Source organism: Fictibacillus gelatini DSM 15865, from assembly GCF_000430745.1.
GTDB lineage: Bacteria > Bacillota > Bacilli > Bacillales > Fictibacillaceae > Fictibacillus_A > Fictibacillus_A gelatini.
The window spans coordinates 260465-285036 of the sequence record NZ_AUMP01000003.1; the positions used below are offsets into that span (position 1 = coordinate 260465).

Consider the following 24572-nt stretch of genomic DNA (forward strand, 5'->3'; position numbering starts at 1 on the left):
ATGCAGTCGTCTTTTGTTGAGGCAAGTGAAGTATTAAACAAACTAAAAGAAGCGGGGTACAAAGCTTATTTTGTCGGCGGCTCTGTCCGGGATTATTTAATGGAAAGAGAGATTGGTGATATTGACATTGCAACGAATGCAACACCTGAAGAAGTCATGTCACTCTTTTCTAAAACCATTCCTGTAGGGCTAAAACATGGAACGGTCATTGTTCGCCACAGGCACGAGTCATATGAAGTGACGACATTTCGAAAAGAATCAAACTATGAAGATAAGCGGCATCCTTCGTCCGTCGTCTTTATCGACTCCCTTTATGAAGATTTAGCGAGAAGAGACTTTACGATGAATGCGATGGCGATGGACGAAAATGGTGAAATATACGATCCATATAATGGCAGGAAGGCGATCCAGCTAAAACAAATTGAAACGGTCGGAGATGCTTCCCACCGGTTTCAAGAGGATCCCCTTAGAATAATGCGGGCGCTAAGATTTATGAGCGTGTACGGTTTTTCTCTTGAAGAAAAAACAAAACAAGCTTGTATTCAGTTATCACATGAATTAAAGGCGATTTCCGTCGAACGAATGGCCGTCGAATTTATTAAATTGCTCGCGGGCAGCCATTGCTCTGGCGCGCTTAAAATGATTGATGAATACCACATCTACCGCTTTTTGCCGGCTTTGAGTGAGTATGATCAATCATTTAAAGCACTGTTTCCGATCGATTGGGACAGGCTGGAATCCAATGAAGAACGGTGGACGCTTCTCTTGTTTTTGCTGGGCGTCGATGATATTCCGTCATTCTTAAGAAAGTGGAAATTACCGAATTCGCTCATTAAAAAAGCGGTAAAACTCATTTCGTTTATTGATAAACCGCTTTCTCTCTGGGATATTTATAGGTTAGGTCTGAAAGACAGTCTGTCATGCCAGAGGATGAGCAATCTATTGAATGGCAGGACGCCTTATCATGATTTTAAGAAAATCAAGGAACAATATGATTCTCTGGCTATCAAATCAAGAAAAGATATCGCATTAGAAACGAACGCAATAGTAAACGTTATAGCGAAAAAAAGGGGGCCATGGATCAACACCCTTCTTTCCGAAATGCAAAAAGCGATCGTAGAGAAAAGGCTTAAAAATAATGAAAAGGAACTCATGGAATGGGTGAGGAGGTGGAAAGAAAATGAGACAACAACTTCTTGAAATGTTAATGAATCATCAAGGCGAATTTTTATCAGGGCAACAAATTAGCGACCAATTGAATTGTTCACGGACGGCGATTTGGAAACATATTGCCGAACTTAGAAAACAAGGATATCAAGTTGAGGCTGCGCCTAAAAAAGGGTATCGAATTCTTTCATCACCAGATGCTGTCACAGCGGATGAAATCTCCATTCGCCTGAAAACGGAAAAGTTTGGCCGGCAGATTGTCTCTAAAGAATCAGTGTCAAGCACTCAGGAAATTGCCCATAAGCTTTCTCATGAAAAATGCGAGGAAGGCACGCTCGTCGTGGCTGATGAACAGACGGGTGCAAGAGGAAGAATGGGAAGGCCGTGGCAATCGCCAAAAGGGAGCGGAATATGGATGAGCCTCATTCTTCGACCGGAGATTCCGCTGCAAAGAGCCCCGCAATTAACGTTACTAACCGCAGTCGCCGTTGTAAAAGCGATCCATAAAGTAACCGGTCTTAACGCGGAAATCAAGTGGCCAAATGATATTTTAATCAATGGAAAAAAGGTCGTTGGCATTTTAACCGAATTGCAAGCGGAGGCCGATCGAATTAATTCGGTCATCATTGGGATTGGAATGAATGTCAATCTTTCATCAGACGAACTTCCAGATGAAATCAGGGGAATCGCCACTAGCTTACAAATCGAAACGGGTCAAGCTATTCGGAGGGCGGATTTGATTGCGGCTGTCATGAAAGAGATGGAGTTATTGTACAAGCAATATTTACAAGAAGGATTTCATCTCATTAAACTTTTATGGGAAAGTTATGCGCTAAGTTTAGGCAAACGAATTAAAGTCCGGACGATCAGTGGGGAATTTGAAGGATTTGCGAAAGGGATAACCGATGAAGGTGTCCTCCTGTTAGAAGATGACGAAAATCAAATCCATCAAATTTATTCAGCGGATATAGAGATACCCCGGTCGTGAAATTTATGATAAAGTAATAGTGTAAATAAAGGCGGTATCTTAATTTTTAAGAACTGCACTTTTTTGCGGAAATCATTTTTAAAAGCAAGTTCTGCCTAGATCCAAACTGGACCGGGACAGAGGGATGTTTATAACGATTCAGTCCTTCTTCCTTTGCGAGAAGGATTTTTTTGACTCCTCTGTTCCTCCTACAGAAAAAAGGAGGAAAAAAGATGATGAAAAACACACAGAGCTTTCTAAAAATGAAGCGAAATGGTGAAAAAATCGCAATGGTGACAGCTTATGATTATCCTTCCGCCCATTTGTGCGAGCGGGCGGAAGTGGACATCATACTTGTCGGTGATTCACTCGGCATGGTTGTCCTCGGATTGGAATCGACCATTTCGGTAACGCTCGATGATATGATTCACCATACAAAAGCGGTTAAGCGAGGGGCGCCGAACACCTTTATTGTAACCGACATGCCATTTATGACGTACCATGCATCAAAAGAAGAAACCGTTAGAAATGCAAGGGCTTTAATGCAAAAGGGTGGATGTCATGCGTTAAAGCTTGAAGGAGCGAAAGACGTTGTTCCAATGATCCGCGCTCTTACAGATGCCGGAGTCCCTGTCGTCGGCCACCTTGGCTTGACACCGCAATCAGCCTTAGTATTGGGTGGTTATAAAGTGCAGGGAAGAGAAGCGGAGGCGGCTGCGCAGTTAGTAGAGGAAGCAAAAGCTGTAGAAGCGGCCGGCGCGTTTATGCTCGTCCTCGAATGTGTTCCGAAACAATTGGCTGAACTGATTTCGGAACGTTTGACGATTCCGGTCATCGGCATTGGTGCGGGAAATAAGACGGACGGACAAGTACTCGTTTACCATGACTTATTGGGTTATGGATTCCATCATATTCCAAAATTCGCCAAAAAATATGCAAGCGTCGGAGTCCAGATGACGAGTGCAATCAAGTCGTATTGTAAAGAAGTGAAGGCGGGGCAATTTCCGGCGGATGAGCATTCGTTTACGATGAAACAAGAAGAAATTGAAGCGGTTTACGGAGGAAAGTAACTTGAAAATTATACAGTCGATTCAACATATGAAAGATTACGTAACCGAATGCCGCCAAAGAGGGAAATCGATCGGGTTTGTTCCGACGATGGGATTTTTGCATGAAGGCCATTTGTCGCTAATTGAAGCCGCCCGTCGGGAAAATGATATCGTTGTGTTAAGCATTTTTGTCAATCCTCTTCAATTTGGTCCGAATGAAGACTTTGACCGCTATCCACGCGATATTGAGCGGGATGAATTGCTTGCAAAAGAAAAAAAAGTAGATGTCTTGTTTTACCCGGGAGTTGAAGAAATGTATCCGACTCCTCCTTCTGCCGTAGTAACGGTAAAGAAGCGAGTGAATGTTTTATGTGGAAAATCAAGAGAGGGTCATTTTGATGGCGTCGCGACTGTTCTTGTCAAATTGTTTCATATTATTCAACCTACAAAAGTTTACTTTGGAATGAAAGATGCACAGCAAGTGGCTGTAGTGGACGGTCTTATTCAAGACTTTAATTTTCCAATAGAAATGATCCCTGTACCTACCGTGAGAGAAGATGATGGACTCGCTAAAAGTTCGCGCAATGTTTATTTAACGGAAGATGAGCGGAAAGAAGCACCTCACCTATATCGATCATTACTATTAGGTAAAGAGATGGTAGTCTCTGAAAAAAACATTTCATATGTAAAAGAAAAAATGGTAGAGTATATACAGGAACATACAAGCGGGGAAGTAGACTATTACGAAATTCTATCTTTTCCGGAATTGAAAGAACTGGATCGAGTGGAAGGATCGATAATTATCGCACTTGCCGTTAAATTTTCAAAGGCCCGGTTAATTGATAATATTACATTTTCCATTTAAATATGAGGTGACAACGATGTATCGAACATTAATGAAAGGCAAAATTCATCGTGCCCGTGTAACTGAAGCGAATTTAAATTATGTTGGCAGCATCACTATCGATGAAGATATACTTGATGCGGTTGATATGCTCCCTAATGAAAAAGTCCAAATTGTAAATAATAATAATGGAGCGCGTTTTGAAACGTATATCATTCCCGGGCAAAGAGGAAGCGGGGTCATTTGCTTAAATGGTGCCGCAGCCCGTCTTGTGCAGGAAGGGGATGTCGTTATTATTATTTCGTATGGCATGTATGATGAAAAGGAAGTTAAAACACATCAACCGAAAGTTGCCATTATGGATGAAAATAATAAAATTGTCGACATGTTAGGTTATGAACCGGCTTCTACGATTCTTTAACCCCTCCTTTAAAAGGGGTTTTTCTTTTGTAATTGCCTAACCCCCTTTTTTGACGAATCTATTTCCGTTTAAGAAAAGAGGTGATGAAATGAACAACCGCTATGTTGTAATTGATGTTGAAACAACGGGGAACTCGCCGAGTAAAGGAGATCGCATTATTCAAATCGGTGCGGTTGTTGTTGAGCAACATACAATCATTGAACGTTTTTCCACATTTATTAATCCGAAAGTGCCCATTCCTCCATTTATTGAACAATTAACGGGCATTGATGACAAAATGGTAAAAGACGCCCCTTCTTTTGAGGAAGTTGCTCCAAAATTGTTAACGATGCTTGAAGGAGCCTATTTTGTTGCTCATAATGTTTTATTCGATTTGTCCTTTTTGCAAGAAGAGTTAACAAATAGCGGCTATCAAACATTTAATGGACCTTTGCTAGATACGGTAGAGCTATCAAGACTGCTCATGTTAAATGTCGACGGGTACCAATTGGGCCAGCTTGCAGAACATCTTGGCTTAGAACATGATAATCCGCATCAGGCGGATAGCGATGCGGAAGTAACGGCAGGCCTTCTTTGCTATTTGCTAAAAAAGTTAGAAAAGTTGCCGCTACTGACACTGCAGCGGATTGAACCTTTCTTAAAAAAAATGCAGAGCGGGTTAGAAGAAATTGTCGGTGAACTGATCAAAGAGAAATCTCGGAACTTAGAAGATGATGAAAATGATCTCGACTTTTACCGGCAGCTTGTCTTAAAAAAATCCTATGAGACCGAGCAAGAAGATGATTCGATTGCACATGTTGATACAACAGCAGGGGCGCTCGTGGAAAAACTGTCATCTCAAATGGAACATTATGAGGCACGGGACAGTCAGTTGAAAATGATGGATTTGATTGAGCATTCACTTAATAACCGGGAGCACGCAATGATTGAAGCAGGTACGGGTGTCGGCAAATCACTCGGCTATTTAATCCCTTCTCTCCTTTTTGGAAAACGAGAGGACCGTCCCATCGTCGTTAGCACACATACCATTCAATTGCAGCAACAATTAATGGAGAGGGACATCCCGATTTTAAAAAAAATCATGCCATTTTCGTTTGAGGCGACTGTATTAAAGGGAAGAAACAACTATCTTTGTTTACGGAAGTTCGAACAAAGCTTAGATGATTCATATGAAGATAATTATGACACGAATTTAACGAAAGCCCAGCTTCTCGTATGGTTGACGGAAAGTGAAGACGGGGATATCGAGGAGTTAAATTTAGCATCAGGCGGAAAGCTATTCTGGCAACAAGTAAAAAGCGATGCCGGATCATGTTTAAATCACCGATGTCCGTGGTTTACAAAGTGCTTTTATCACCGAAAAAAAAGAAAAGCACTTGAATCCGACATTGTCATCACGAATCACGCCCTTCTTTTTACGGATTTGCGAGCGGAGTCCCAGCTCCTTCCGTCATATAAAGAAGCGATTATTGATGAAGCCCATCATGTCGAAGAAGTTGTCAGCGACCATTTTGGCCTTAACACCGACTATTTTGCCTTTCATCGTCTTTTGGAGCGAATCGGATCTGACGTGGAGAGCGGGACGATGAAAAAGTTAAAAATAATGACGGAAACGGTTGAATTACCGGAAGTGGAACGGGCGCTTTCTGAGATTGGCGATCGTGTGAATGACTTGCAGTTTGAGCTTGATGAATTATTCCGGCTTATTCGTACGTTTGTGCTGGAAAAGCGAAAAGATAAAGCGAATGACTTCGGGAGAGCAAGCTATCGGTATGATCAATCGGTATTAAAAGAAAAGGCATGGGAAACCCTGTTAGAAGTAGTCAATCGGGTTCATTCAGGTTTAAGCGGACTTTTAAAAGTTCTTAAACAAACGAGTAAAAAGATCAATGATAAGGAAGAGCATTTAACGTTCTCACAAAAAGGGATTCTTGTTGATTTTGACGGTTTGAAGAGCGCGCTTGAAGATGAAACGAACAAGCTTATTCATCTTTTAACCGGCATGAATGAAAATGAAGTCTTCTGGCTCGAAGCAGATGCAAAAGGGGCAAAAAATGCGGCCTATCTTTTCTCGAAACCGATTGAAGTAAACGATATTTTAGCAGATGAGTTTTTCAAAAAGAAAAATAGCGTCATTTTAACATCAGCGACCTTGTCTGTGAAAAACTCATTTCAATATATGGTAAACCGGCTGGGGCTTTCGGATTTCAGCCCGATTACTGCCAGCTTGCCATCACCATTTGCCTATGACAGCCAGGTTAAATTTCTTATTCCGACCGATATTCCAATGATCAACGATGTTAGCCAAAAAACGTTCGTTACTACTATTGCCCATCGGCTGAAAAGTATCGCAACCATTACGAAAGGGCGTATGCTCGTATTATTTACATCGTATGAAATGTTGAAAGAAACTCATGCTGTTTTTAAAGACTTGATCCAACATGAAGAGTTTATGCTCATTGCACAAGGAATCGATGGTGGAAGCCGGGCGCGGTTAACGAAAAACTTTAAGCGATTTGAGCAATCCATTTTATTTGGGACGTCAAGTTTTTGGGAAGGAATCGATATTCCGGGCGATGATCTATCATGCCTCGTCATTATCCGATTACCTTTCACCCCGCCGGACAATCCGGTCATCGCTGCAAGAAGTGAACGGCTACGAAAAGAAGGCGGAAATCCATTTATGGAGCTATCTCTCCCTCAAGCCATTATCCGGTTTAAGCAAGGTTTCGGCAGGCTTGTTCGTACTGAACGTGATTCGGGCGCCGTTTTTGTCTTTGATCGAAGAATTACAGAGACGCGCTACGGCAGGTTATTTATTACGTCTTTACCGCCGTTGCCCGTTCATCAAGCACCGATGCATGAATTATTGACAGAACTAAAAGACTGGTTACAATAGGTATAGTAGGGTTAGAAATAGAAGATAACAGGAATCGGCGGAATAGCCGGTTCCCGTTATTTAAATGGTTTGGCGAAGTTGCATACATAGTTTAGGGGGAAGGACATGGAAAGTAAAATACAAATTCTTTCCACAGTTAAAATCAATAAATCGGACGATCTGTACAAGCTAGTCACTGTATTAAACAAAACGTTAAAGCATGAGGACTTAATGTTTGGCTTAGCTCTTGATGAGGAAGATCATAATAAAGTGGTATTTACAATTTACCGGACATAATGGTGGTTTTAAATGAAAAAATGGTTGTTGATCGTTTTCTTTATGGTAGTTGTTCTTGTAATATGGCAATCGATCTCTTTATATGAAACGATTCAAGCGGGAAAAAACGGATCGAGAAATAAAGCAGTTAAAATCGCGAAAGAAAGGTATAATCTTGTTAAAGTTCAGAGCGGTGAACCCTATTATGGAAATAAAGCTTACTTTGTCGTAGAAGGCAAAAATAAAGCTCACAAAAGCATCATTGTATGGGTTGATGAAAAAGGTAATACGTATTCGGAAACTAAATCTTCAGGTCTTTCAAAGAAAGAAATGTTAGCCTATACAAGGCGGAATTTAAACCCTAAAAAGATTATCGATATTCGTTTAGGGATGGATAATGATCACCCGATCTGGGAAGTTGTCTATATTGATTCAAACAATCGATATACGTTTTATGACGGTTACTTTGAAAACGGAAGCCGTTATAAAAAATATAGCATTAAACAGGACATTTAAAGCATATTAGCACATTTAGCTGCAGCAAAAACGAGGTAGGAGGGCATTTAAGTGAAAACAACAATATCTCAATTGCAAAAACATATTGGCGAAACTGTTACGATCGGCGCCTGGCTTCATAACAAACGGTCCAGCGGTAAAATTGCTTTTCTTCAATTAAGGGACGGAACGGGATTCGTCCAGGGCGTTGTCTTAAAAAACGATGTTCCTGAAGAATTATGGTCACAGGCGAAAGGGTTAACACAGGAAACGAGCTTATGGGTGACAGGAACGGTCCAGGAAGACAACCGTTCAAAACTTGGTGTAGAACTACTAATTACAGATTTAGAAGTCATCCACGAATCTGTTGACTATCCGATTACACCGAAAGAGCATGGGACGGAATTTTTAATGGATCACCGCCATTTATGGCTCCGTTCCAAGCGTCAGCATGCCATCATGAAAATACGTAATGAAATCATTCATGCCATCTATGAATTTTTTTATGAAAACGGATTTGTTAAGGTGGATCCGCCAATTTTAACTGGAAGTTCAGCAGAAGGAACGACAACGCTTTTCCATACAAAATATTTTGATGAAGATGCCTACTTATCACAAAGCGGACAGCTTTATATGGAAGCGGCCGCAATGGCGCTCGGAAAGGTATTTTCATTCGGACCGACATTCCGTGCGGAAAAATCGAAAACACGCCGTCATTTAATTGAATTTTGGATGATTGAGCCTGAGATGGCATTTGTTGAACATGAGGAATCACTTGAAATTCAAGAGCAATTCGTAAGCCATGTTGTTCAATCTGTTTTAAAACGTTGCCAGATAGAGCTTGAGGTACTTGGACGTGATATAAGCAAACTTGAAAACGTAAAAGCACCATTCCCGCGCATTACGTATGATCAGGCGATCGAAATGCTAAAGGAAAAAGGCTTTGACGATATTGAATGGGGCGAAGACTTTGGGGCCCCTCATGAAACAGCCATTGCCGAAAGCTTTGATAAACCAGTATTCATTACGCATTATCCGAAAGACATTAAAGCGTTTTACATGAAGCCAGATCCGACGAGAGAAGATGTCGTCTTATGTGCCGATTTAATTGCCCCTGAAGGCTATGGCGAAATTATCGGTGGAAGCCAGCGCATCGACGATCTTGACTTAATGGAAAAACGGTATGAAGAACACGGTTTAACGGCAGATGCCTATAATTGGTATCTTGATCTTCGCAAATATGGCAGTGTGCCGCACTCCGGATTTGGCCTGGGACTGGAAAGAACGGTCGCCTGGATTTCAGGGGTCGAGCACGTTCGGGAAACGATCCCATTCCCTCGCCTATTAAATCGATTGTATCCATGATCATAAAAACCTCCACTCTTCTGGAGGTTTTTATGCTTTTTCATGTTATAATAATAGAAGGAGGGGGTGTCGAAAAATGAAGAATGAATGGTTTGAAAAATGGATGTTAGAAGGGACCATATCCATCCCGAAAGTATTATTGCGTTATTACCGCACCCTCGGTTTAAAGGATGAAGAATGCATGCTCCTTCTCCATGTTTATACGTTTATCGAATCTGGAACGCCTTTTCCTACACCTGAAGAACTCTCAAACCGCATGAGCCTATCAAGCGAGGCATGTATCCGTTATTTAAGAGGGTTCATTCAAAAAGGTTTTTTGGAAATTCATGAAGTAGAGGATAAAGGCATAAGAAGCGAATCGTACTCGCTTCTGCCCCTATGGAATAAATTGTCCCACGTTCTTATGAGTGAAGAAGCTAAACATGAGATGAAAAATCGCCAGGTGCTTGAAGAAAGTGTATATACGTCTTTTGAGCGGGAATTTGGAAGACCGCTTTCACCGATGGAATGCGAAACATTGAAAATATGGATCGACCAGGATGGGCATGATGCCGATATGATTTTGACAGCATTAAAAGAGGCGGTTTTATCCGGCAAGCTAAATTTCCGCTATATCGACCGCATTTTGTTTGAGTGGAAGAAAAATAATGTCCGGACACCTGAAGAAGCAAGGACGTATGGTGAGAGATTCAGAGCAAAGCAAAACCGCACGTATAAAAGCAAGCAAGCTGTAACAAAAAGCGAACACGAGATTTCGATACCGCTGTATAACTGGCTTGAGCAGTAAAAAAGGCGAGACTCTTTCTCGCCTTTTACTTATATTTATCAACATGGAGGTAACAATGTTAAACCGATCGCAAATTTCATATTGCCTGGAGGAAATCGGCAAAATGTTCCCGGATGCTCATTGTGAACTTCATCATAGCAATCCGTTTGAATTAACTATTGCCGTCCTATTATCCGCACAATGTACGGATGCGCTTGTCAATAAAGTGACTCCGAAGTTATTCGCGAAATATAAAACTCCACAGGATTATTTAAATGTATCATTGGAAGAATTGCAAGAGGATATTCGCTCGATTGGTTTATACCGGAATAAAGCGAAGAATATCCAAAAGCTTTGTGAGATGGTGATCAAAGAATATGATGGACAGATCCCGCAAGACAGAGATGAATTAATGAAGCTTCCCGGAGTTGGAAGAAAAACGGCAAACGTCGTCGTTTCTGTCGCCTTTGGCATCCCTGCAATCGCCGTCGATACACATGTGGAAAGGGTATCAAAGCGCCTCGGCATTTGCCGCTGGAAAGATTCTGTATTGGAAGTCGAACATACGTTGATGAAAAAAGTGCCGGAGGCAGAGTGGGGAGTGACCCATCATCGATTAATATTCTTTGGCCGCTATCATTGCAAAGCACAAAATCCACAATGTCTTGAATGTCCTCTTCTTACGATTTGCAGAGAAGGGCAAAAAAGAAAGAAAGTGATTGCGAGAAAGGAAGGGAAATAGTCGTGGCGCTACTCTCTATTCCAGACGAATATCAACATCCACTCTTTTTTGCGCAAAATAGCATCGAATTAGCTGAAGGGCATAGCGAAAAAATCCCATTCCTGGAAGAGTTGTTGCTTGCCAACGGACATACCCATTCAGCCTCACTGAAAGATGTCGAAGCAGGCGGAGGCCCACTATTATTGAAGAGCCGGTTTGAAATCTGGCGCAAAGAGTTTGAAATAATTAAACAATATTTTCAGGTGAGAAATCGAAAAAAGGCAAGGGAACCGATGATTTATCAATTGAGCGTTTTCCTTCAAGCGTTATTCTGGGCAAATGGCAGACTAACGGGCAACTTGTGTCGTTGGGAAAAGGAGATCGAACCGCTTCCAATTCAACCGGTGAACCTTAAGGAACGGCTATCGTTCATTTTCGAACAACCCGATCACTATCACTCATTTATTCAACTATCAGAACTTTTTATTGAGCTAGAAAAGAAATCTACGGTACGAAAGAAATTGAAATAGACATATATACAAGTTGCTGAATCATAAAGTATTAGCATGATGTTACCTAGGAGGGGGAATCATGCAAATTCATGTCGTTCAAAAAGGTGATTCCTTATGGAAGCTGTCTCAATTTTATGAAGTGCCGTGGCAGGAAATAGCGGCTGTCAATGGTCTGAAGAAAGAGGATGTATTGGCGGTTGGACAAACAATTCTCATTTTGACGCCTCTGTCCTATAGGGTACAACAAGGGGATACGCTCGCCAAAATTGCCGGAAAACTTGGAGTAACTGTTGAACAATTGAGACAGGCAAACCCGGGACTCACCGATAGCGCACTTTATGTCGGCCGGGTGATCCGTGTACCGGAACGTGAAAAACGAACCTTAGTAACGAATGCGTTTGCAGAGCCATCGCCACTTTCTATCCAAAATTTCGAGAATGCCGCTAAAGCCTTAAGCTACATTTCGCTATTTAGTTATGAAGTCAATCGAAAAGGTGAATTAAAGCTGCTAAATGATACCGCCTTTTTAAAAGATATAAAGAGAACGTCGGTTAAGCCGCTTGTTTCGATTACCAATATTGAAAACGGAAAATTCAGCCAGGAACTTGCCAGCGCCATTTTAAATAATGAAGATCTTAGCAATCGTGTGATTAGTAATACGGTAAAAATAATGAAAGAAAAAGACTATTCGGGTGTGAATGTTGATTTTGAATTTATCGGCGGCGAAAATCGTGAAGCTTATAACCGCTTTTTAAGAAAAATCACAGAGCGAATGCACCGGGAAAACTTTATCGTCTCAACAGCCCTTGCTCCGAAACAATCCGCCACGCAAAAGGGAATATGGTATGAAGGGCATGATTATAAAGCGCACGGAGAAATTGTTGATTACGTTATTTTAATGACGTATGAATGGGGATATAGCGGTGGACCGCCGATGGCAGTGAGCCCGATAGACGAGATTAAAAAGGTAATAGACTATGCAGTTACTGAAATTCCTAGAGACAAAATCTTGATGGGCATTAACCTGTACGGTTATGACTGGACATTGCCATATGTAGCCGGAGGGCCATATGCAAAAGCGTTAAGCCCGATGCAGGCGACAAGGCTTGCAACAAGACGTAAAGCCGCCATCCAATACAGGAAAGAGGATGAATCTCCATTTTACCATTACTGGGATAAGTCAAAAAAAGAGCACATCGTCTGGTTTGAAGATTTAAGAAGCATGGAGGCTAAATTTAACCTTATCGATGAGTATCGTCTGGCAGGTGCGAGTTTCTGGAATTTGGCCTTTAATTATCCCGTGTTGTGGATCTATCTTGATCAGAGGTATACGATTCGTTTCCATGAATGAAGGATCGCCGATCATATAGGCGATCCTTCTGATTGCCCTTTAAATGGACAAACCTGTTTTTACTGCTCCCATCGTGGCCAAATTAGGGGGTACTGATGAAAGTAAAGAAAACGATTATAAGCCTTAATACGACTATTGCGCTTTTTGTCTGTACCGTTGTCGTCTTAGCATTAACGGTAACAGGCATATTAACTGCAATAGATATAGCAAATAAGACGGAAAAAAGCATTTCCGAAAAAGCGATGGATATTGCACGGGTAGTCGCACATTCTCCGTTAGTGATCGAGGCGCTTGAAGAGAAACGGAACGAATCAGTGATTCAGCAATATGCCGAGGAAGTCCGGCGACTGACGCATGTTCGCTATATTGTCGTAATGGACAAGGATCATATTAGAAAATCACATCCGGACAAAAGCAAAATTGGAAAGCATTTTGTCGGCAATGATGAGGAAAGAGCCTTTCGCGGTAAAGAATACACGTCCACGGCAAGAGGAAGCTTAGGAAAGTCAATGAGGGCTTTTGAACCTATTTATAATGCCAAGGGTAAAGAAATCGGAGTAGTTGCGGTTGGAATTATGTTAACTCATGTAAAAGAAAGCATTGCAAAAAGTACGAAAATGTTTGATATCGGAATAGGAACCGGCATTTTAGTTGGAATTTTCGGGGCACTCTTGTTAGCCAGAAAAATCAAAAAAGTGCTGTTTGGGCTGGAGCCATATGAGATTGCAAAATTTTTGCAGGAACGAAATGCCATGTTGGAATCCGTTAAAGAAGGTATTTTAGCAGTAAATAAAGAAGGAAAAATCATTTTGGCAAATGCTGCAGCTATTCGAATGTTTAAGCTAGCGGGGTTCAATGAAAACCCACTTCATAAAAATGTGGAAGAATACTTGCCTGAAACCCGTTTCGGCGCACTTTTAGAAAGCGGCAGTTCGGAGTTTGATAAAGAATATGAGTTGAATGGAATATCACTTGTCGTGAATCGAATGCCGATCAAAGTAGAAGGCCAGGTAGTCGGAGGCATTGCCACATTCAGAGATAAAACGGAATTAAAGAAATTGGCGGAACAATTAACGGGCGTGAAAGCATATGTAGAGGCTTTAAGGGTCAATACCCACGAATTTATGAACAAATTGCATGTCATGTTGGGGATGGTCCATATTGGAGAATATGAGAAATTATCAGCATACATTCATTCAATTACAAATCATTATCAAATGGAAATAGGTGCTGTTTCGCGCATTGTGAAGGATCCTGTTTTGGCAGGGTTTTTGCTAAGCAAAATAAGTTACGCTCGCGAGCAGGCGATCACACTTCTAATTTCCGGAAAGAACGTTTTGCCGGAAATCAAAAACGAAAACATCATTAATGAACTAATCACGATTCTCGGAAATTTAATTGACAATGCCATCGAGGCAGCAGAGGGTCAGCCCAATAAAGAAGTGAATGTTGACATTGCTTTTGATGGGGATACATTATCTTTCTCAGTCAAAGATTATGGCGAAGGGATACATGAAACGATAAAGGAAAACATTTTTAAAAAAGGATTTTCAACAAAGGGAAGTGACCGCGGCTTTGGTTTGTATTTAGTTCAAAGTAGCGTTGAGAAATTAGGTGGCACTTTCATGTTCAACTCTCGGGAAAATGAGACAATTTTTACAGTTCATTTGCCGTATATAGACAGGGATGATTCATGGTGATTCAAGTATTGATTGTGGAAGATGACCCGATGGTAGCAGAAGTAAATAAAAAATATTTAACCGCGATACCCGGATTTTCCTGCGCTGGGATTGTATCGAATGTAACAGAGGCGTGGACATTTATCGAACAGAATCCAATCGATCTCGTATTGTTGGACGTTTTTATGCCTGGAAAAAGCGGGCTGGACCTTTTGAGAGAAATTCGTAAGGAAGGAAAAGGAATCGATGTCATCGTCATTACCGCTGCCAACGATATTGAAAATGTCAAAAAAGCATTGAGGCTTGGAGCGGTTGACTATTTAATTAAACCATTTGAATTTCGACGTTTAGAATCGGCTTTGACGATCTATCAAAAGGAATATGAAGCAATGAACAAGCGGGAGCAATTAAGTCAAGAAGAATTGGATAATCTGCTTATCTACCAAAAAAATAAAGAACCCATTTCTTTTAATCTGCCAAAAGGCTTGACGAAAGAAACGCTTCACCTCGTCGTGAACAACATTTTGAAAATGAACTCAAAGGGATTTTCTGCCGAACAATTGGCCAATGAAGTGGGAATTTCGCGGGTATCGGTCCGTAAATATTTAAAATTTTTAACAGAAATTGAACTTGTTGCGATTGAAGTATCTTATGGAACGATTGGGCGGCCAGTCACCACCTATCGTTTAATTGAAGTGAATATGGAAAGGCTCGAACGATATATAAAGGTGCCTGAATAAGGCGCCTTTTGCTTACTTTAGTTACAAAACTCTTTTTTTACTTACAAAAAATTAACGGAATATTCGAAATAAGTTAACGTAATAAATAAAACAGAAAGGGGAATGAATTTGAAAGCGATTTCTTATTCAGTAAGGGAGGAAGAACAAATTGAAAAAACTATGTAAAAATCTAACGTTTCAAGTTTTGACGGCGATTGCGGTCGGAATCATTTTAGGCTTATTGGCGCCTGATGCAGCTAAAGCAATGAAGCCTCTCGGCGATCTCTTTATTAACATGGTAAAAATGATCATTGCGCCGATCATCTTTTTTACGATCGTTCTTGGGATCGGAAAAATGGGCGATATGAAAAAAGTAGGAAGAGTAGGAGGAAAAGCGCTTCTTTATTTTGAAATTGTAACTACTTTTGCCCTTGCCATCGGACTTATTATCGCAAATTTGATGAATCCTGGAGAAGGTGTCCATTTAGATACTTCGAAAGGAAAAGAGCAGGTCGCACAATTTGCAAGTGAAGGCGAAAAAATGAATTTCGTCGATTTCGTCACCCATATCGTTCCATCTAACATGGTAGATGCTTTTGCAAAGGGAGAAATTCTTCAAGTCGTGTTTATTGCCATTTTATTCGGATTTGCTTTAGCTTCCCTTGGCAGCTTCGGAAAACCAGTTATAGACCTGTTTGATCGGATATCAAAAGTGTTTTTTAAGATCGTCAGCATCATTATGCGTGTAGCGCCAGTTGGGGCTTTCGGAGCGATTGCATTTACCATCGGAAATTATGGTTTATCTTCTATGTTGCCGCTTGGAAAATTGATGATATCCGTTTATATAACGATGATCTTGTTTGTTTTTATCGTGTTAAATGTAATTTGTAAATTATACGGGTTCAGCCTCTGGAATTATTTAAAATTTATTAAAGAAGAGTTGCTGATCGTTCTTGGAACTTCATCATCCGAATCTGTCCTGCCTCGTATGATGGACAAAATGGAGAAGTACGGGTGTTCAAAGTCAGTAGTAGGGCTAGTTCTCCCGACCGGCTATTCGTTTAATTTAGACGGAACTTCCATCTATTTAACAATGGCCGTCGTCTTTCTAGCCCAGGTAAGCGGAGTTGACCTCAGCCTTACGCAAGAAATAACGATTCTATTCATTTTAATGCTTACTTCAAAAGGAGCCGCAACAGTTACTGGAGGGGGATTTATCGTTCTCGCCTCAACTTTAAGTGCGATGAAGATCATCCCGATGGAAGGTCTCGCGCTTCTTCTCGGAGTGGACAGGTTTATGTCGGAAGCACGTGCCATCATTAATATGATTGGAAATGGCATTGCAACCATAGTCATTGCAAAAAGTGAAAACGAATTCAATCCGAATAAAAAAGAGGAAATTGAAGTAAATGTTGAAACAAATGTGATGTAGAAATTATTATAAGCAGAAAAACCCGAAGCAAACGCTTCGGGTTTATTCTAAGGAAGTAATTGATCGACTCCATTTCCTTTACCAGGCTTAGTTTTGTCGCCACTGTGATCACCTTTTGCTGGAGGTTGTGAAGCTCCACCGTTATCGCCTCCATTTTGATCGCCATTTCCTGGTGGCTGATCAGGATTTTGGTCATTGCCGCCGCCCTGATCTCCTCCTTGATCACCGTTATCGCCCCCGTGATCACCGCCCTGGTCGCCTTGATCTGGTGGGGTTTGGCCATTATCACCGCCTTGATCAGGAGGATTTTGGCCGTTTTGATCACCCTGGCCAGGCTGCTTATCGCCATTATTATTATTATTTTTATTGTCGTCAGGCTGTGTGTCCTCATCTTTCGGTATGGTTATTGATGTTTGTGCCGGTTCGCTTTCTTTTCCGGTTTTTTCATCAACGGCTACTACCTGGAATGTATATTTGGCGCCCGGTGTTGGATTTTTTACGATGAATTGCTTGTCTTTGATCGTACCTTGATCCGTTAATGGTGCGCCGTCAATGCCTCCACTCAATTTATAGGAAGCTTTTCCATTATAGTTCCATTTTACTTCAATTTGTTTCTTGTCTTTATTATAAGTCGCCGTTAGACCTTCAATTCCGGCTGGTTTTTCGTATTTAGTAGAAACTTCTGTCGGTTCATGACCGCGAACGAATAATTCATACGTTTTTTTGTCTTCAGGCGTATATTCGCTTGCGCGTTTTTCCGTTCCTTTTTCAAGCGGAACTTCAACAACCGAATTCGGTTTCTTAAAGTCTTCGCTCGAATGATCAAGCTGGCTCATTATTTCTTTGAAAATTCGTTTCGGGATGCCATCCTGTCCAGAACGCGAGTCTAAAAATTGTGCCTGCCCTTTATTGACATCATTATCATATCCTGCCCATACGGCCGTCGAATAGGAAGGGGAATAGCCAACCATCCACGAATCTTTGTTAGCATAGCTGCCATCACCAAGCCCGTATTTTTGCAAGAAATCATCGCTGAAGTTCGTTGTTCCGGTTTTTCCGGCAAGATGAATGTCAGGGACATTTGCAAGCGTTCCTGTTCCTTTTTGAACAACGTCTTTCAACATGTCGGTAATCATATAAGCTGTATAATCATGCATGGCCGCTACCGGTTTATTATCCGGTGTTACGACATTTCCATCAGGAAAAACCACTTTACGAATCGTTGTCGGCTCATTATAGACGCCACTATTGGCAAATGCCGAATAGGCACCGGCCATTTGTAATGGAGAAAGTCCTGTTTTAAAGCCGCCAATGGCGTAAGCAGGTGAAATCTCATCTAATTTAATGCCTAATTTGCTTGCAAAGTCTTTTGCTTTTTCAGGTCCAACTTCCTGGTATGCCCGGATCGCTGGCAAGTTTTTTGACCATTCCAGAGCATAACGCATCGAAACATCCCCGCTATAGCTTCGATTGGCATTACGGAATTCATGGCCATTTACGGTTAATGGCGTATCGCTTAAAATATGCCCCGTACTCCATTGGAAGTTGTCAATCGCAGGTCCATAGTCAAGGATCGGTTTAATCGTTGAACCGGGCTGGCGCTCGATGCCGGAAGCATAGTGGGCGCTTAATTGATTTTCTTCCCGTCCGCTTCCAATCGCTCTTATCGCACCAGTCTTCGGATCAATGATCGCAACACCCGCTTCAATATTTTTTGAATTCGCTGTCCAAATGTTAGGGTCATTTGATTCGAGTACTTTTTCCGTTATTTCTTGAGCTTTCGTATCTAAATTCGTGTAAATTTTAAGCCCGGAAGTAAACGGATCAACGTCATCGCCGACAACCTTTTTTAAATCTTGAAGCACTTGTGCCTGGTAAGCTGCATACTGCATCGAATTGGTCGTTTTTCCGCGATGCAGTTCTTTTTTGATCGGAATCGCTTTTGCTTTTTCCGCTTGTTCTTTCGAAATGAAGTGGTATTTGGCCATCTGGTTTAAAACGACATTTCGCCGTTGCTCTGCCGCTTCAGGGTGTTTAAAAGGGTCATAGTAGCTCGGCGCTTTCGGAAGAGCGGCGAGAATGGCACCTTCCGATAAATTTAAATCTTTCACATCCTTATTAAAATACGTTTTGGCAGCAGTAGCGAGACCTGATGAATTGTTACCAAACCATACTTTGTTTAAATACATTTCTAAAATTTGGTCTTTGGAATATTTCTGTTCTAATTTAATCGCTAAATAAGCTTCCTGGATTTTGCGAGTAAATGTTTTCTGAGGGGTTAAATACGACCGTTTAATCACTTGCTGGGTAATCGTACTTGCTCCTTCAGAACCGAAGCCTTCCTTCACATTGGCCAAAGCCGCGCCGAAAATTCTTCGGACGTCAATTCCGTGATGTTTCCTGAACCGGATATCTTCTGTTGCGATGAACGCATTTTGAACGATTTCAGGGACATCGTTGATCGATGTTTTTATTCGTTTTTGCTCACTGAAAAACATGGAAACTTGCTTATTATTTTTATCCAACAGTTGGGAAGACTGCGGAGTTTCCAATTTTTTTGGATCCAGGTCAGGAGCTTTTGCAATAATAACTCCGACTGTTGCAACTCCGATTACAAACAAAGTAATAACCGTTAATACGATAATTTTAAGAAAGCCCAATTTCTTTCGTTTCTTTTTTTGTGGCTTACCGGCATGATTTGCCTTGCGCCGTTCTTGCCTGCTATTGTATTGGTTCGACATTGTATACCAACCTTTCAACCTCTCTATTACAACATGATTATTCGAAATACAACCATTCTTTTTGAGTACACCCCTTTAATTGGAAATGCTTATTTGATTTATTCCCCATCGAAGTACATTTTATCAATAATTTGCAAATAGTCAATTCTCGGGTTATAGCCGATCTGTAGGGAATAACCATGCTTTTCTATATATGGTTTTGGGATGGATTTTCTGCCATTTTGCTGATCTTCCCAAAATGAGACCAGATGTGATGAATCAAGAATATAGAGTTCGTCTGTCAGGGAAAAGCGTAGCAAAACAAAGCTGATTCCGCCGTGTTCAGCGACCGCTATCATATGCTGAATTTGATGATCGTGAAAATTACGGAGCGGAAACGATTGTTTATTTTTTGTTTCCTTTGCTTCAAAATCGATATATTTTCCTCTGTAAATTCCATTGTAGTCCGTTGTTGAAGCGAGTTTAAAATAAGCTTCTTTTATGACGGCGGCGGATCTTCTCGGATATTCAACGGATACGATTTGCACCGGTGTCGGCTTTTTGTGGATGACCGCCTTATTATGAAGTAAATAATATTCATTGCTCTTGTTAATATCTTCCTCGAGCGTCATTCCACGGTTTCCATATTCAATCGTACGGGAATCACTTTTTGACGGCTGTAGAAGGCCGCTCCGTTTTTTTCCGTTCGGATAATTGATCGTCGCCATAGCAATCACTTCCTTACTTAAGAATAAAGAAAGGCTATGCGGATTGGGCATAGCCGATTAGATATTTAAGTGTTTTTTTAGCGATTCCTGGTTAAATCCCATTACAACATCCTTAGAGCGCCCGTCAAATATTACGGTTACAGGAGTAGAGCTGGCGCCAAGTTCGATTACCTCGTTTAAATAGGCAGGATTTTTACGGATGTCACGTTCTTCATAAGGAATATGATTCGCTTTTAACCATTCTTTTTCAGCAAAACAGGGAGGACACGTTTCCTGGGTATAAATAATCACTTTTTTCATCCGCAATGCCTCCTTAAAAAATGTAATTTCTATCCTCAATAAGTTTACATCTTTTTTTGTGAAGTGACAAATAATTTTTATAAGGACAAGAGGTATGAAGGAGTGTTTACTATATGAAAGAGTTGACGAATGAAGAACGATGTTTGCTTCAATGGATCATGGAAGAAACGGATAAAGGAAACGTGGATAATATTTCACGTACCGTATTTTATGAGAAATTTTACAAGCGGCATCGAGAAATAAAATGGTCCTTACTAGCCGCCATGGTTTCCCGGAACGCCGGTTACAATATGTGCGATTTAAAAGGAGAGTGGGTTGGAAGAGTCCTTTCTGAGAAGACACGCAGTTGGCTTTTTTATACATATGAACGCGCAAATTGGCTTATCTTTTCTGATGCTTATCCACAGCTTTTGCTTTATGAGCAAAGTAAAAGTACGGGAAAACCTTTATTTCATTTGCTTCCATATTTAAATGTGTCACGTTTCATGAAGCGGGAGTGGGAAGTCTTTTGGATGGTAAAAGACGAGGAACGGCTCTGGACGTCATTAATCATTAATGAACAACATGTCATTCAAAAACCGGTTATTGAACATCCTTTTTTAAAACGGAAAGTATTTCGATCTTTGCCATTTAAAATGCAAGAGTGGTTTCATTTCAGCACCGTTTTGTTCCCGACAAGAAATGGAGAGATTTACGGGTTATCGGTAAACGGGTTTCGAAGTGTCGAGAACAGGATTTTGCTTGGCAGAAGGCTTGGCTGGCTTCTTTTTCAATCGAAATGGAAGGATGATTTTTTGGATTTCGCTTCACATACCGATCATACAGGTTCTCGTTTCGATTATGAAAAATACATTTATCCATGGAAGAGGAAGGATACCCCTTTTTTAAGAATGGCCTATCCCATCATCAAACATGGACGTGGCAAGCTGCCGGATTGGAGCCTTAAGAAAAAGAAATTAGGGCAATTTTACAAACCGATCTCCCTTCCTGAACAGGTCTTACTTACGGATTGGTATGAAAAAAAGCAAAAGCAAATGCAAGTTGGGATTTTGCTTGAGGAATTATTTATGTAAAGAGCCGGCTGGTCTTGCCGGCCAATCATTTTTAAGTTGCAGGGAAATTAGGACCTTCTAATTTTTTGTCGCCGTACCCGTCTTTTCTCTCTTCTCTTGCTCCGTGCTTTTGCTCTTTTGGCTGATTTTGTTGTTTATTTTTCGGATTCATTATTCGTTCACCTCCTTATGATAGTGTGAGATGTACAAGTGGTTTTATTCAAAGATCGTAAGCTGTTGTCGAAAAGAAAGAGTTTGAAACGAATTCCACTTTCTTTGCCGAATAAGTACTAGTTTTGTCAGGCGGGAAGGGAGAGGAAAGGAAAGAAAGAATAAGTGTAGTACAAGAAATACGGGAGGGGAACGAATGATGGAAATGGTAATGAAAACAAAAACAGTTTCGGAACAATTGGGAGTCAATCCGACAACAGTACAGCGTTGGGTCAAGCATTTCAAAATCGACTGTCAAAAAAATGAACATGGCCATTATTTGTTTACTGAACACGACGTTCATCAATTAAAACAAATTAAAGAACAACTGGACGCCGGATTGCTAATGAATGATATTCAACTTAGAACGGCGCAGGAGGCGAGATACAAAGAGGAGGAAAAACCGTTTGACCAGCGGTTTAATCATCTGCTTGACCAATTGGATCGGCTGGAAAAGAAAATTGAGCAAAAAGCGGACGATGTGTTATCTTACCAGGTTCTTCAGCACGCCTCAGAAATGGACGAAATGATGAAACGACTTGTAAAAATTGAAGAAAAAATCGAGGATCTTGAAGTCCAATTACTGAAGCTTCCTGAACGAGAAATGGAACTGGCGGCGAAACCGAAACGGAATTGGCTAGTCAGCTTGTTCACATTTTAATCCATTTACTCCGTGCATTTTAGCCTTACTTTTGGTAGGCTAAAATTTGTAAGGAGTGAAACGATGGAGGGGCAATTACTCGAATTAACGAATGAAATGCAAAGGCTCAACAGAACAGCTTTTTCCCAATATGTGAACAAAACTAAAGAAGGGTATACCGCAGATTTTTATAAGGAAGTAAAACCGTTTGCCGATGGGGTGCTTCATGTTTCAAAACAATGGGCTGAGCTTGCTGAAAAGTGGGTCATGGACAACAGGCCGAAATATTTATACCCATTGCAAATTCAAACGACATTTGACAACATTAATCTTGTTTCCGTTCTTGCCTTTCAAAGCGATACGAAAGAAAAAAGGTTGAATGAGATGATCAAGTCAATTGATTATGTTCTCGATAACTTAAGGGCATCCCTGGAAAAAAAGATGGCATATTAGCCGTCTTTTTTGTTGAATCATCATAAAATTTCACGTACCGTATTAGTAATTTAAAAATAAATGAAGTATAATAGGTTGAAATTTTATGATAACGGGTTGAAAAAAAGGAAGTAGGGAAAACATGTTTGATCCAACCATTTACGAAAATTTAAAAGTCATTTTAGAAGGCATTGTTTATGACCTTGACTTGAGCGGGAAGCTGGAGATAACAAACCGAAGGGATCTCGTTGATCTTGCAAGAATGTCAAGGATGTATTCGATTCGCGTGCGGGATACGAAAAACCGTTTTCGCCCATTAGAAGCAGAAGTTGTCTTGCATACAGAATTACAAGACCTTGCAGGAGAAATTTTGGAACAGCAACATATAAGTAGCATTGGCTGTCATTTTACGGTAAAGTTTTATTTATCTGTACAAAATATTGAAAGTGAATGTCCGGTGATCGAAAAAATGATTAAACGGATCTGGGCCATGCCATTAAACGTTACGCAAAGACTTGCATATACATACGGAATGCCGCATGGAAGCTATGATAATGAGATCACTTTAGAAATTTTTGATAAAATAAATGAGGAAAATAGCGAGAAAATCACATCACTCGTCGAGCGTGTCATAATAACGTTTGAAAATTTTTCAAGAAGATAAAAGGAGTCAAGTAATGGATATAAAACATTTTCAACCATTTATTCAAAAAGCCTGGGAAAAAGCAGGGTTTAAACAATTTACTTCGGTTCAGGAAAAAGCGATTCCTTTTTTATTAGAACATCAAGATGCTATGATTGAGTCGGCAACAGGAACGGGGAAAACGCTTGGGTATGCACTGCCTGCTTTACAACGAATGGATACGTCAATTGCAAATGCCCAGGCCATACTTCTTGCGCCGACAAGGGAGCTTGCCATGCAAATACATGCCGTGTTGCAAAACTTTTCCGAAGGCAGCGGGATCACGGGCGCTGCACTAATCGGAGGGGCGGCGATTTCGCGGCAAATAGAAAAATTAAAGAAAAAGCCGCACTATATTGTGGGGACGCCAGGAAGAGTTTTGGAGCTCATCAATGCGAAAAAATTAAAAATGCATGAAGTGAAAACAATTGTAATTGATGAAGCGGATATTATGATCGATATGGGGTTAATGGACAGTGTTCAGTCCATTATTAAGGCAACAACGAAAGACCGGCAGCTTGTTTTTGTCTCCGCTACCATTTCAAGTAAAACAAAAGAGCTCGCGAACGAGTGGATGAAAGAACCGATTTTCGTTCGAGTCGAAAACAAAAAAACGGGCGAGACGAATGTTGAACATTTGTACATGGTCAGTGAAAGACGGGATAAGATTGAAAATCTCCGCAGACTGATAAGGCATCATAATGAAATGAAGGCCCTCGTCTTTATTAGCGAAAATATGCGATTGGATGAGTTTGCAGCAAAGCTTGAGTATAGAGGAATATCGTTGGGTATTCTGGCAGGCCGTTCATCAAAACAAGAACGGGAGAAAGTGCTTCGGGAATTCCGGGCAAGTAAGCACGCGATATTGCTATCAACGGATATCGCGGCAAGAGGATTGGACGTTCAGGGAATTACGCATGTCATTCACTTTGATTTACCCGAGTCAAATAAGCAGTTTGTCCATCGTTCCGGCCGGACGGGAAGAATGGGAGCGAAGGGAACGGTCATTTCACTTGTAACGGAAAAAGAAGAGAGGATTCTTCTAAAATGGGCAAAACAGCTTGAAATCACCGTGCAAAAAGCCTATTTATATAAGGGCAGCTTGATAAAAGAAAATAGAAGTAATTCTCCTGTAAGGAAAAATAACAAAAAAAGATGAGCCGAAA

The 24572-nt window shown here is 40.9% G+C and carries 24 protein-coding genes; 21 read left to right on the forward strand and 3 right to left on the reverse strand.

Annotation, left to right across the window (positions count from 1 at the left end):
- The 16 genes from H538_RS0106840 to H538_RS0106915 all read left to right on the forward strand — a co-directional run bounded on the left by H538_RS0106840 (position 1) and on the right by H538_RS0106915 (position 16642).
- A complete protein-coding gene (locus H538_RS0106840) occupies positions 1-1200 on the forward strand; it encodes a CCA tRNA nucleotidyltransferase (RefSeq protein WP_026676974.1) in 1200 nt (399 codons plus the stop codon).
- Positions 1181-2155, forward strand: coding sequence for a biotin--[acetyl-CoA-carboxylase] ligase (locus H538_RS0106845; RefSeq protein WP_026676975.1), 975 nt, complete (start codon positions 1181-1183; stop codon positions 2153-2155). The genes H538_RS0106840 and H538_RS0106845 overlap by 20 nt, the downstream gene beginning before the upstream one ends.
- Before the next feature lie 215 nt (positions 2156-2370).
- The gene (panB, locus tag H538_RS0106850; protein ID WP_026676976.1) at positions 2371-3204 is read left to right on the forward strand and encodes a 3-methyl-2-oxobutanoate hydroxymethyltransferase; all 834 of its coding nucleotides are present in this window, start codon (positions 2371-2373) and stop codon (positions 3202-3204) included.
- Between the two features lies 1 nt (position 3205).
- Positions 3206-4048: a pantoate--beta-alanine ligase gene (panC, locus tag H538_RS0106855; protein WP_026676977.1), complete on the forward strand. Its 843-nt coding sequence runs from the start codon at positions 3206-3208 to the stop codon at positions 4046-4048.
- Positions 4049-4064: 16 nt separating this feature from the next.
- Positions 4065-4448 (forward strand): aspartate 1-decarboxylase, encoded by a 384-nt coding sequence (panD, locus tag H538_RS0106860; RefSeq protein WP_026676978.1) that lies wholly within the window; start codon positions 4065-4067, stop codon positions 4446-4448.
- Positions 4449-4536: 88 nt separating this feature from the next.
- Positions 4537-7347 carry an ATP-dependent DNA helicase DinG gene (dinG, locus tag H538_RS0106865; protein ID WP_026676979.1) on the forward strand — a complete coding sequence of 937 codons (2811 nt, stop codon included), beginning with the start codon at positions 4537-4539 and terminating at the stop codon, positions 7345-7347.
- Between the two features lie 105 nt (positions 7348-7452).
- Positions 7453-7623 carry a YpmA family protein gene (locus H538_RS25445; protein WP_081412597.1) on the forward strand — a complete coding sequence of 57 codons (171 nt, stop codon included), beginning with the start codon at positions 7453-7455 and terminating at the stop codon, positions 7621-7623.
- A 12-nt stretch (positions 7624-7635) separates the two neighbouring features.
- Positions 7636-8118 carry a cell wall elongation regulator TseB-like domain-containing protein gene (locus H538_RS0106875; protein ID WP_026676980.1) on the forward strand — a complete coding sequence of 161 codons (483 nt, stop codon included), beginning with the start codon at positions 7636-7638 and terminating at the stop codon, positions 8116-8118.
- 51 nt (positions 8119-8169) lie between these two features.
- Complete coding sequence (gene asnS / locus H538_RS0106880; protein WP_026676981.1) at positions 8170-9462, forward strand: asparagine--tRNA ligase; 1293 nt, start codon at positions 8170-8172, stop codon at positions 9460-9462.
- A gap of 76 nt (positions 9463-9538) precedes the next feature.
- The gene (locus H538_RS0106885) at positions 9539-10249 is read left to right on the forward strand and encodes a DnaD domain-containing protein (protein ID WP_026676982.1); all 711 of its coding nucleotides are present in this window, start codon (positions 9539-9541) and stop codon (positions 10247-10249) included.
- Between the two features lie 55 nt (positions 10250-10304).
- Positions 10305-10970 (forward strand): endonuclease III, encoded by a 666-nt coding sequence (nth, locus tag H538_RS0106890; RefSeq protein ID WP_026676983.1) that lies wholly within the window; start codon positions 10305-10307, stop codon positions 10968-10970.
- Between the two features lie 2 nt (positions 10971-10972).
- The gene (locus H538_RS25040) at positions 10973-11479 is read left to right on the forward strand and encodes a YpoC family protein (RefSeq protein WP_051291349.1); all 507 of its coding nucleotides are present in this window, start codon (positions 10973-10975) and stop codon (positions 11477-11479) included.
- Between the two features lie 61 nt (positions 11480-11540).
- Entirely contained in the window at positions 11541-12812 is a 1272-nt protein-coding gene (locus tag H538_RS0106900) for a glycosyl hydrolase family 18 protein (RefSeq protein WP_026676984.1), read from the forward strand.
- Positions 12813-12907: 95 nt separating this feature from the next.
- Positions 12908-14512 carry a DcuS/MalK family sensor histidine kinase gene (gene dcuS / locus H538_RS0106905; RefSeq protein WP_026676985.1) on the forward strand — a complete coding sequence of 535 codons (1605 nt, stop codon included), beginning with the start codon at positions 12908-12910 and terminating at the stop codon, positions 14510-14512.
- Entirely contained in the window at positions 14509-15231 is a 723-nt protein-coding gene (locus tag H538_RS0106910) for a response regulator (RefSeq protein WP_026676986.1), read from the forward strand. Before dcuS ends, H538_RS0106910 begins: the two co-directional genes overlap by 4 nt.
- Positions 15232-15379: 148 nt before the next feature.
- On the forward strand, positions 15380-16642 hold the full coding sequence (locus tag H538_RS0106915; RefSeq protein ID WP_026676987.1) for a dicarboxylate/amino acid:cation symporter: 1263 nt from the start codon (positions 15380-15382) through the stop codon (positions 16640-16642).
- Between the two features lie 47 nt (positions 16643-16689).
- Here H538_RS0106915 and H538_RS23290 read toward each other — a convergent pair whose 3' ends face one another.
- From H538_RS23290 to H538_RS0106930, 3 genes are all read right to left on the reverse strand, one after another.
- On the reverse strand, positions 16690-19383 hold the full coding sequence (locus H538_RS23290) for a transglycosylase domain-containing protein (protein ID WP_051291351.1): 2694 nt from the start codon (positions 19381-19383) through the stop codon (positions 16690-16692).
- Positions 19384-19481: 98 nt separating this feature from the next.
- Entirely contained in the window at positions 19482-20090 is a 609-nt protein-coding gene (recU, locus tag H538_RS0106925; protein ID WP_026676988.1) for a Holliday junction resolvase RecU, read from the reverse strand.
- Between the two features lie 57 nt (positions 20091-20147).
- Positions 20148-20390 carry a glutaredoxin family protein gene (locus H538_RS0106930; RefSeq protein ID WP_026676989.1) on the reverse strand — a complete coding sequence of 81 codons (243 nt, stop codon included), beginning with the start codon at positions 20388-20390 and terminating at the stop codon, positions 20148-20150.
- A gap of 113 nt (positions 20391-20503) precedes the next feature.
- Between H538_RS0106930 and H538_RS0106935 the strand changes: the two genes are divergently transcribed.
- The 5 genes from H538_RS0106935 (at position 20504) to H538_RS0106960 (ending at position 24565) form a co-directional block, all read left to right on the forward strand.
- A complete protein-coding gene (locus H538_RS0106935; protein WP_026676990.1) occupies positions 20504-21463 on the forward strand; it encodes a DUF2515 family protein in 960 nt (319 codons plus the stop codon).
- 346 nt (positions 21464-21809) lie between these two features.
- Complete coding sequence (gene racA, locus H538_RS0106945; protein WP_051291353.1) at positions 21810-22313, forward strand: chromosome-anchoring protein RacA; 504 nt, start codon at positions 21810-21812, stop codon at positions 22311-22313.
- Positions 22314-22376: 63 nt separating this feature from the next.
- The gene (locus tag H538_RS0106950; protein WP_026676992.1) at positions 22377-22745 is read left to right on the forward strand and encodes a YppE family protein; all 369 of its coding nucleotides are present in this window, start codon (positions 22377-22379) and stop codon (positions 22743-22745) included.
- Between the two features lie 121 nt (positions 22746-22866).
- Positions 22867-23388, forward strand: a complete 522-nt coding sequence (locus tag H538_RS0106955; protein ID WP_026676993.1) for a hypothetical protein — start codon at positions 22867-22869, stop codon at positions 23386-23388.
- A 13-nt stretch (positions 23389-23401) separates the two neighbouring features.
- Complete coding sequence (locus tag H538_RS0106960) at positions 23402-24565, forward strand: DEAD/DEAH box helicase (RefSeq protein WP_026676994.1); 1164 nt, start codon at positions 23402-23404, stop codon at positions 24563-24565.
- The last annotated feature ends 7 nt before the right edge of the window (positions 24566-24572 follow it).

Coding starts and splice junctions, on each gene's coding strand:
- H538_RS0106840 (WP_026676974.1), top strand. CDS start 1: ATGCAGTCGTCTTTTGTTGAGGCAAGTGAAGTATTAAACAAACTAAAA.
- H538_RS0106845 (WP_026676975.1), top strand. CDS start 1,181: ATGAGACAACAACTTCTTGAAATGTTAATGAATCATCAAGGCGAATTT.
- panB (WP_026676976.1), top strand. CDS start 2,371: ATGAAAAACACACAGAGCTTTCTAAAAATGAAGCGAAATGGTGAAAAA.
- panD (WP_026676978.1), top strand. CDS start 4,065: ATGTATCGAACATTAATGAAAGGCAAAATTCATCGTGCCCGTGTAACT.
- dinG (WP_026676979.1), top strand. CDS start 4,537: ATGAACAACCGCTATGTTGTAATTGATGTTGAAACAACGGGGAACTCG.
- H538_RS25445 (WP_081412597.1), top strand. CDS start 7,453: ATGGAAAGTAAAATACAAATTCTTTCCACAGTTAAAATCAATAAATCG.
- H538_RS0106875 (WP_026676980.1), top strand. CDS start 7,636: ATGAAAAAATGGTTGTTGATCGTTTTCTTTATGGTAGTTGTTCTTGTA.
- H538_RS0106885 (WP_026676982.1), top strand. CDS start 9,539: ATGAAGAATGAATGGTTTGAAAAATGGATGTTAGAAGGGACCATATCC.
- nth (WP_026676983.1), top strand. CDS start 10,305: ATGTTAAACCGATCGCAAATTTCATATTGCCTGGAGGAAATCGGCAAA.
- H538_RS0106900 (WP_026676984.1), top strand. CDS start 11,541: ATGCAAATTCATGTCGTTCAAAAAGGTGATTCCTTATGGAAGCTGTCT.
- dcuS (WP_026676985.1), top strand. CDS start 12,908: ATGAAAGTAAAGAAAACGATTATAAGCCTTAATACGACTATTGCGCTT.
- H538_RS23290 (WP_051291351.1), bottom strand. CDS start 19,383: ATGTCGAACCAATACAATAGCAGGCAAGAACGGCGCAAGGCAAATCAT.
- recU (WP_026676988.1), bottom strand. CDS start 20,090: ATGGCGACGATCAATTATCCGAACGGAAAAAAACGGAGCGGCCTTCTA.
- H538_RS0106930 (WP_026676989.1), bottom strand. CDS start 20,390: ATGAAAAAAGTGATTATTTATACCCAGGAAACGTGTCCTCCCTGTTTT.
- H538_RS0106935 (WP_026676990.1), top strand. CDS start 20,504: ATGAAAGAGTTGACGAATGAAGAACGATGTTTGCTTCAATGGATCATG.
- racA (WP_051291353.1), top strand. CDS start 21,810: ATGATGGAAATGGTAATGAAAACAAAAACAGTTTCGGAACAATTGGGA.
- H538_RS0106950 (WP_026676992.1), top strand. CDS start 22,377: ATGGAGGGGCAATTACTCGAATTAACGAATGAAATGCAAAGGCTCAAC.
- H538_RS0106955 (WP_026676993.1), top strand. CDS start 22,867: ATGTTTGATCCAACCATTTACGAAAATTTAAAAGTCATTTTAGAAGGC.
- H538_RS0106960 (WP_026676994.1), top strand. CDS start 23,402: ATGGATATAAAACATTTTCAACCATTTATTCAAAAAGCCTGGGAAAAA.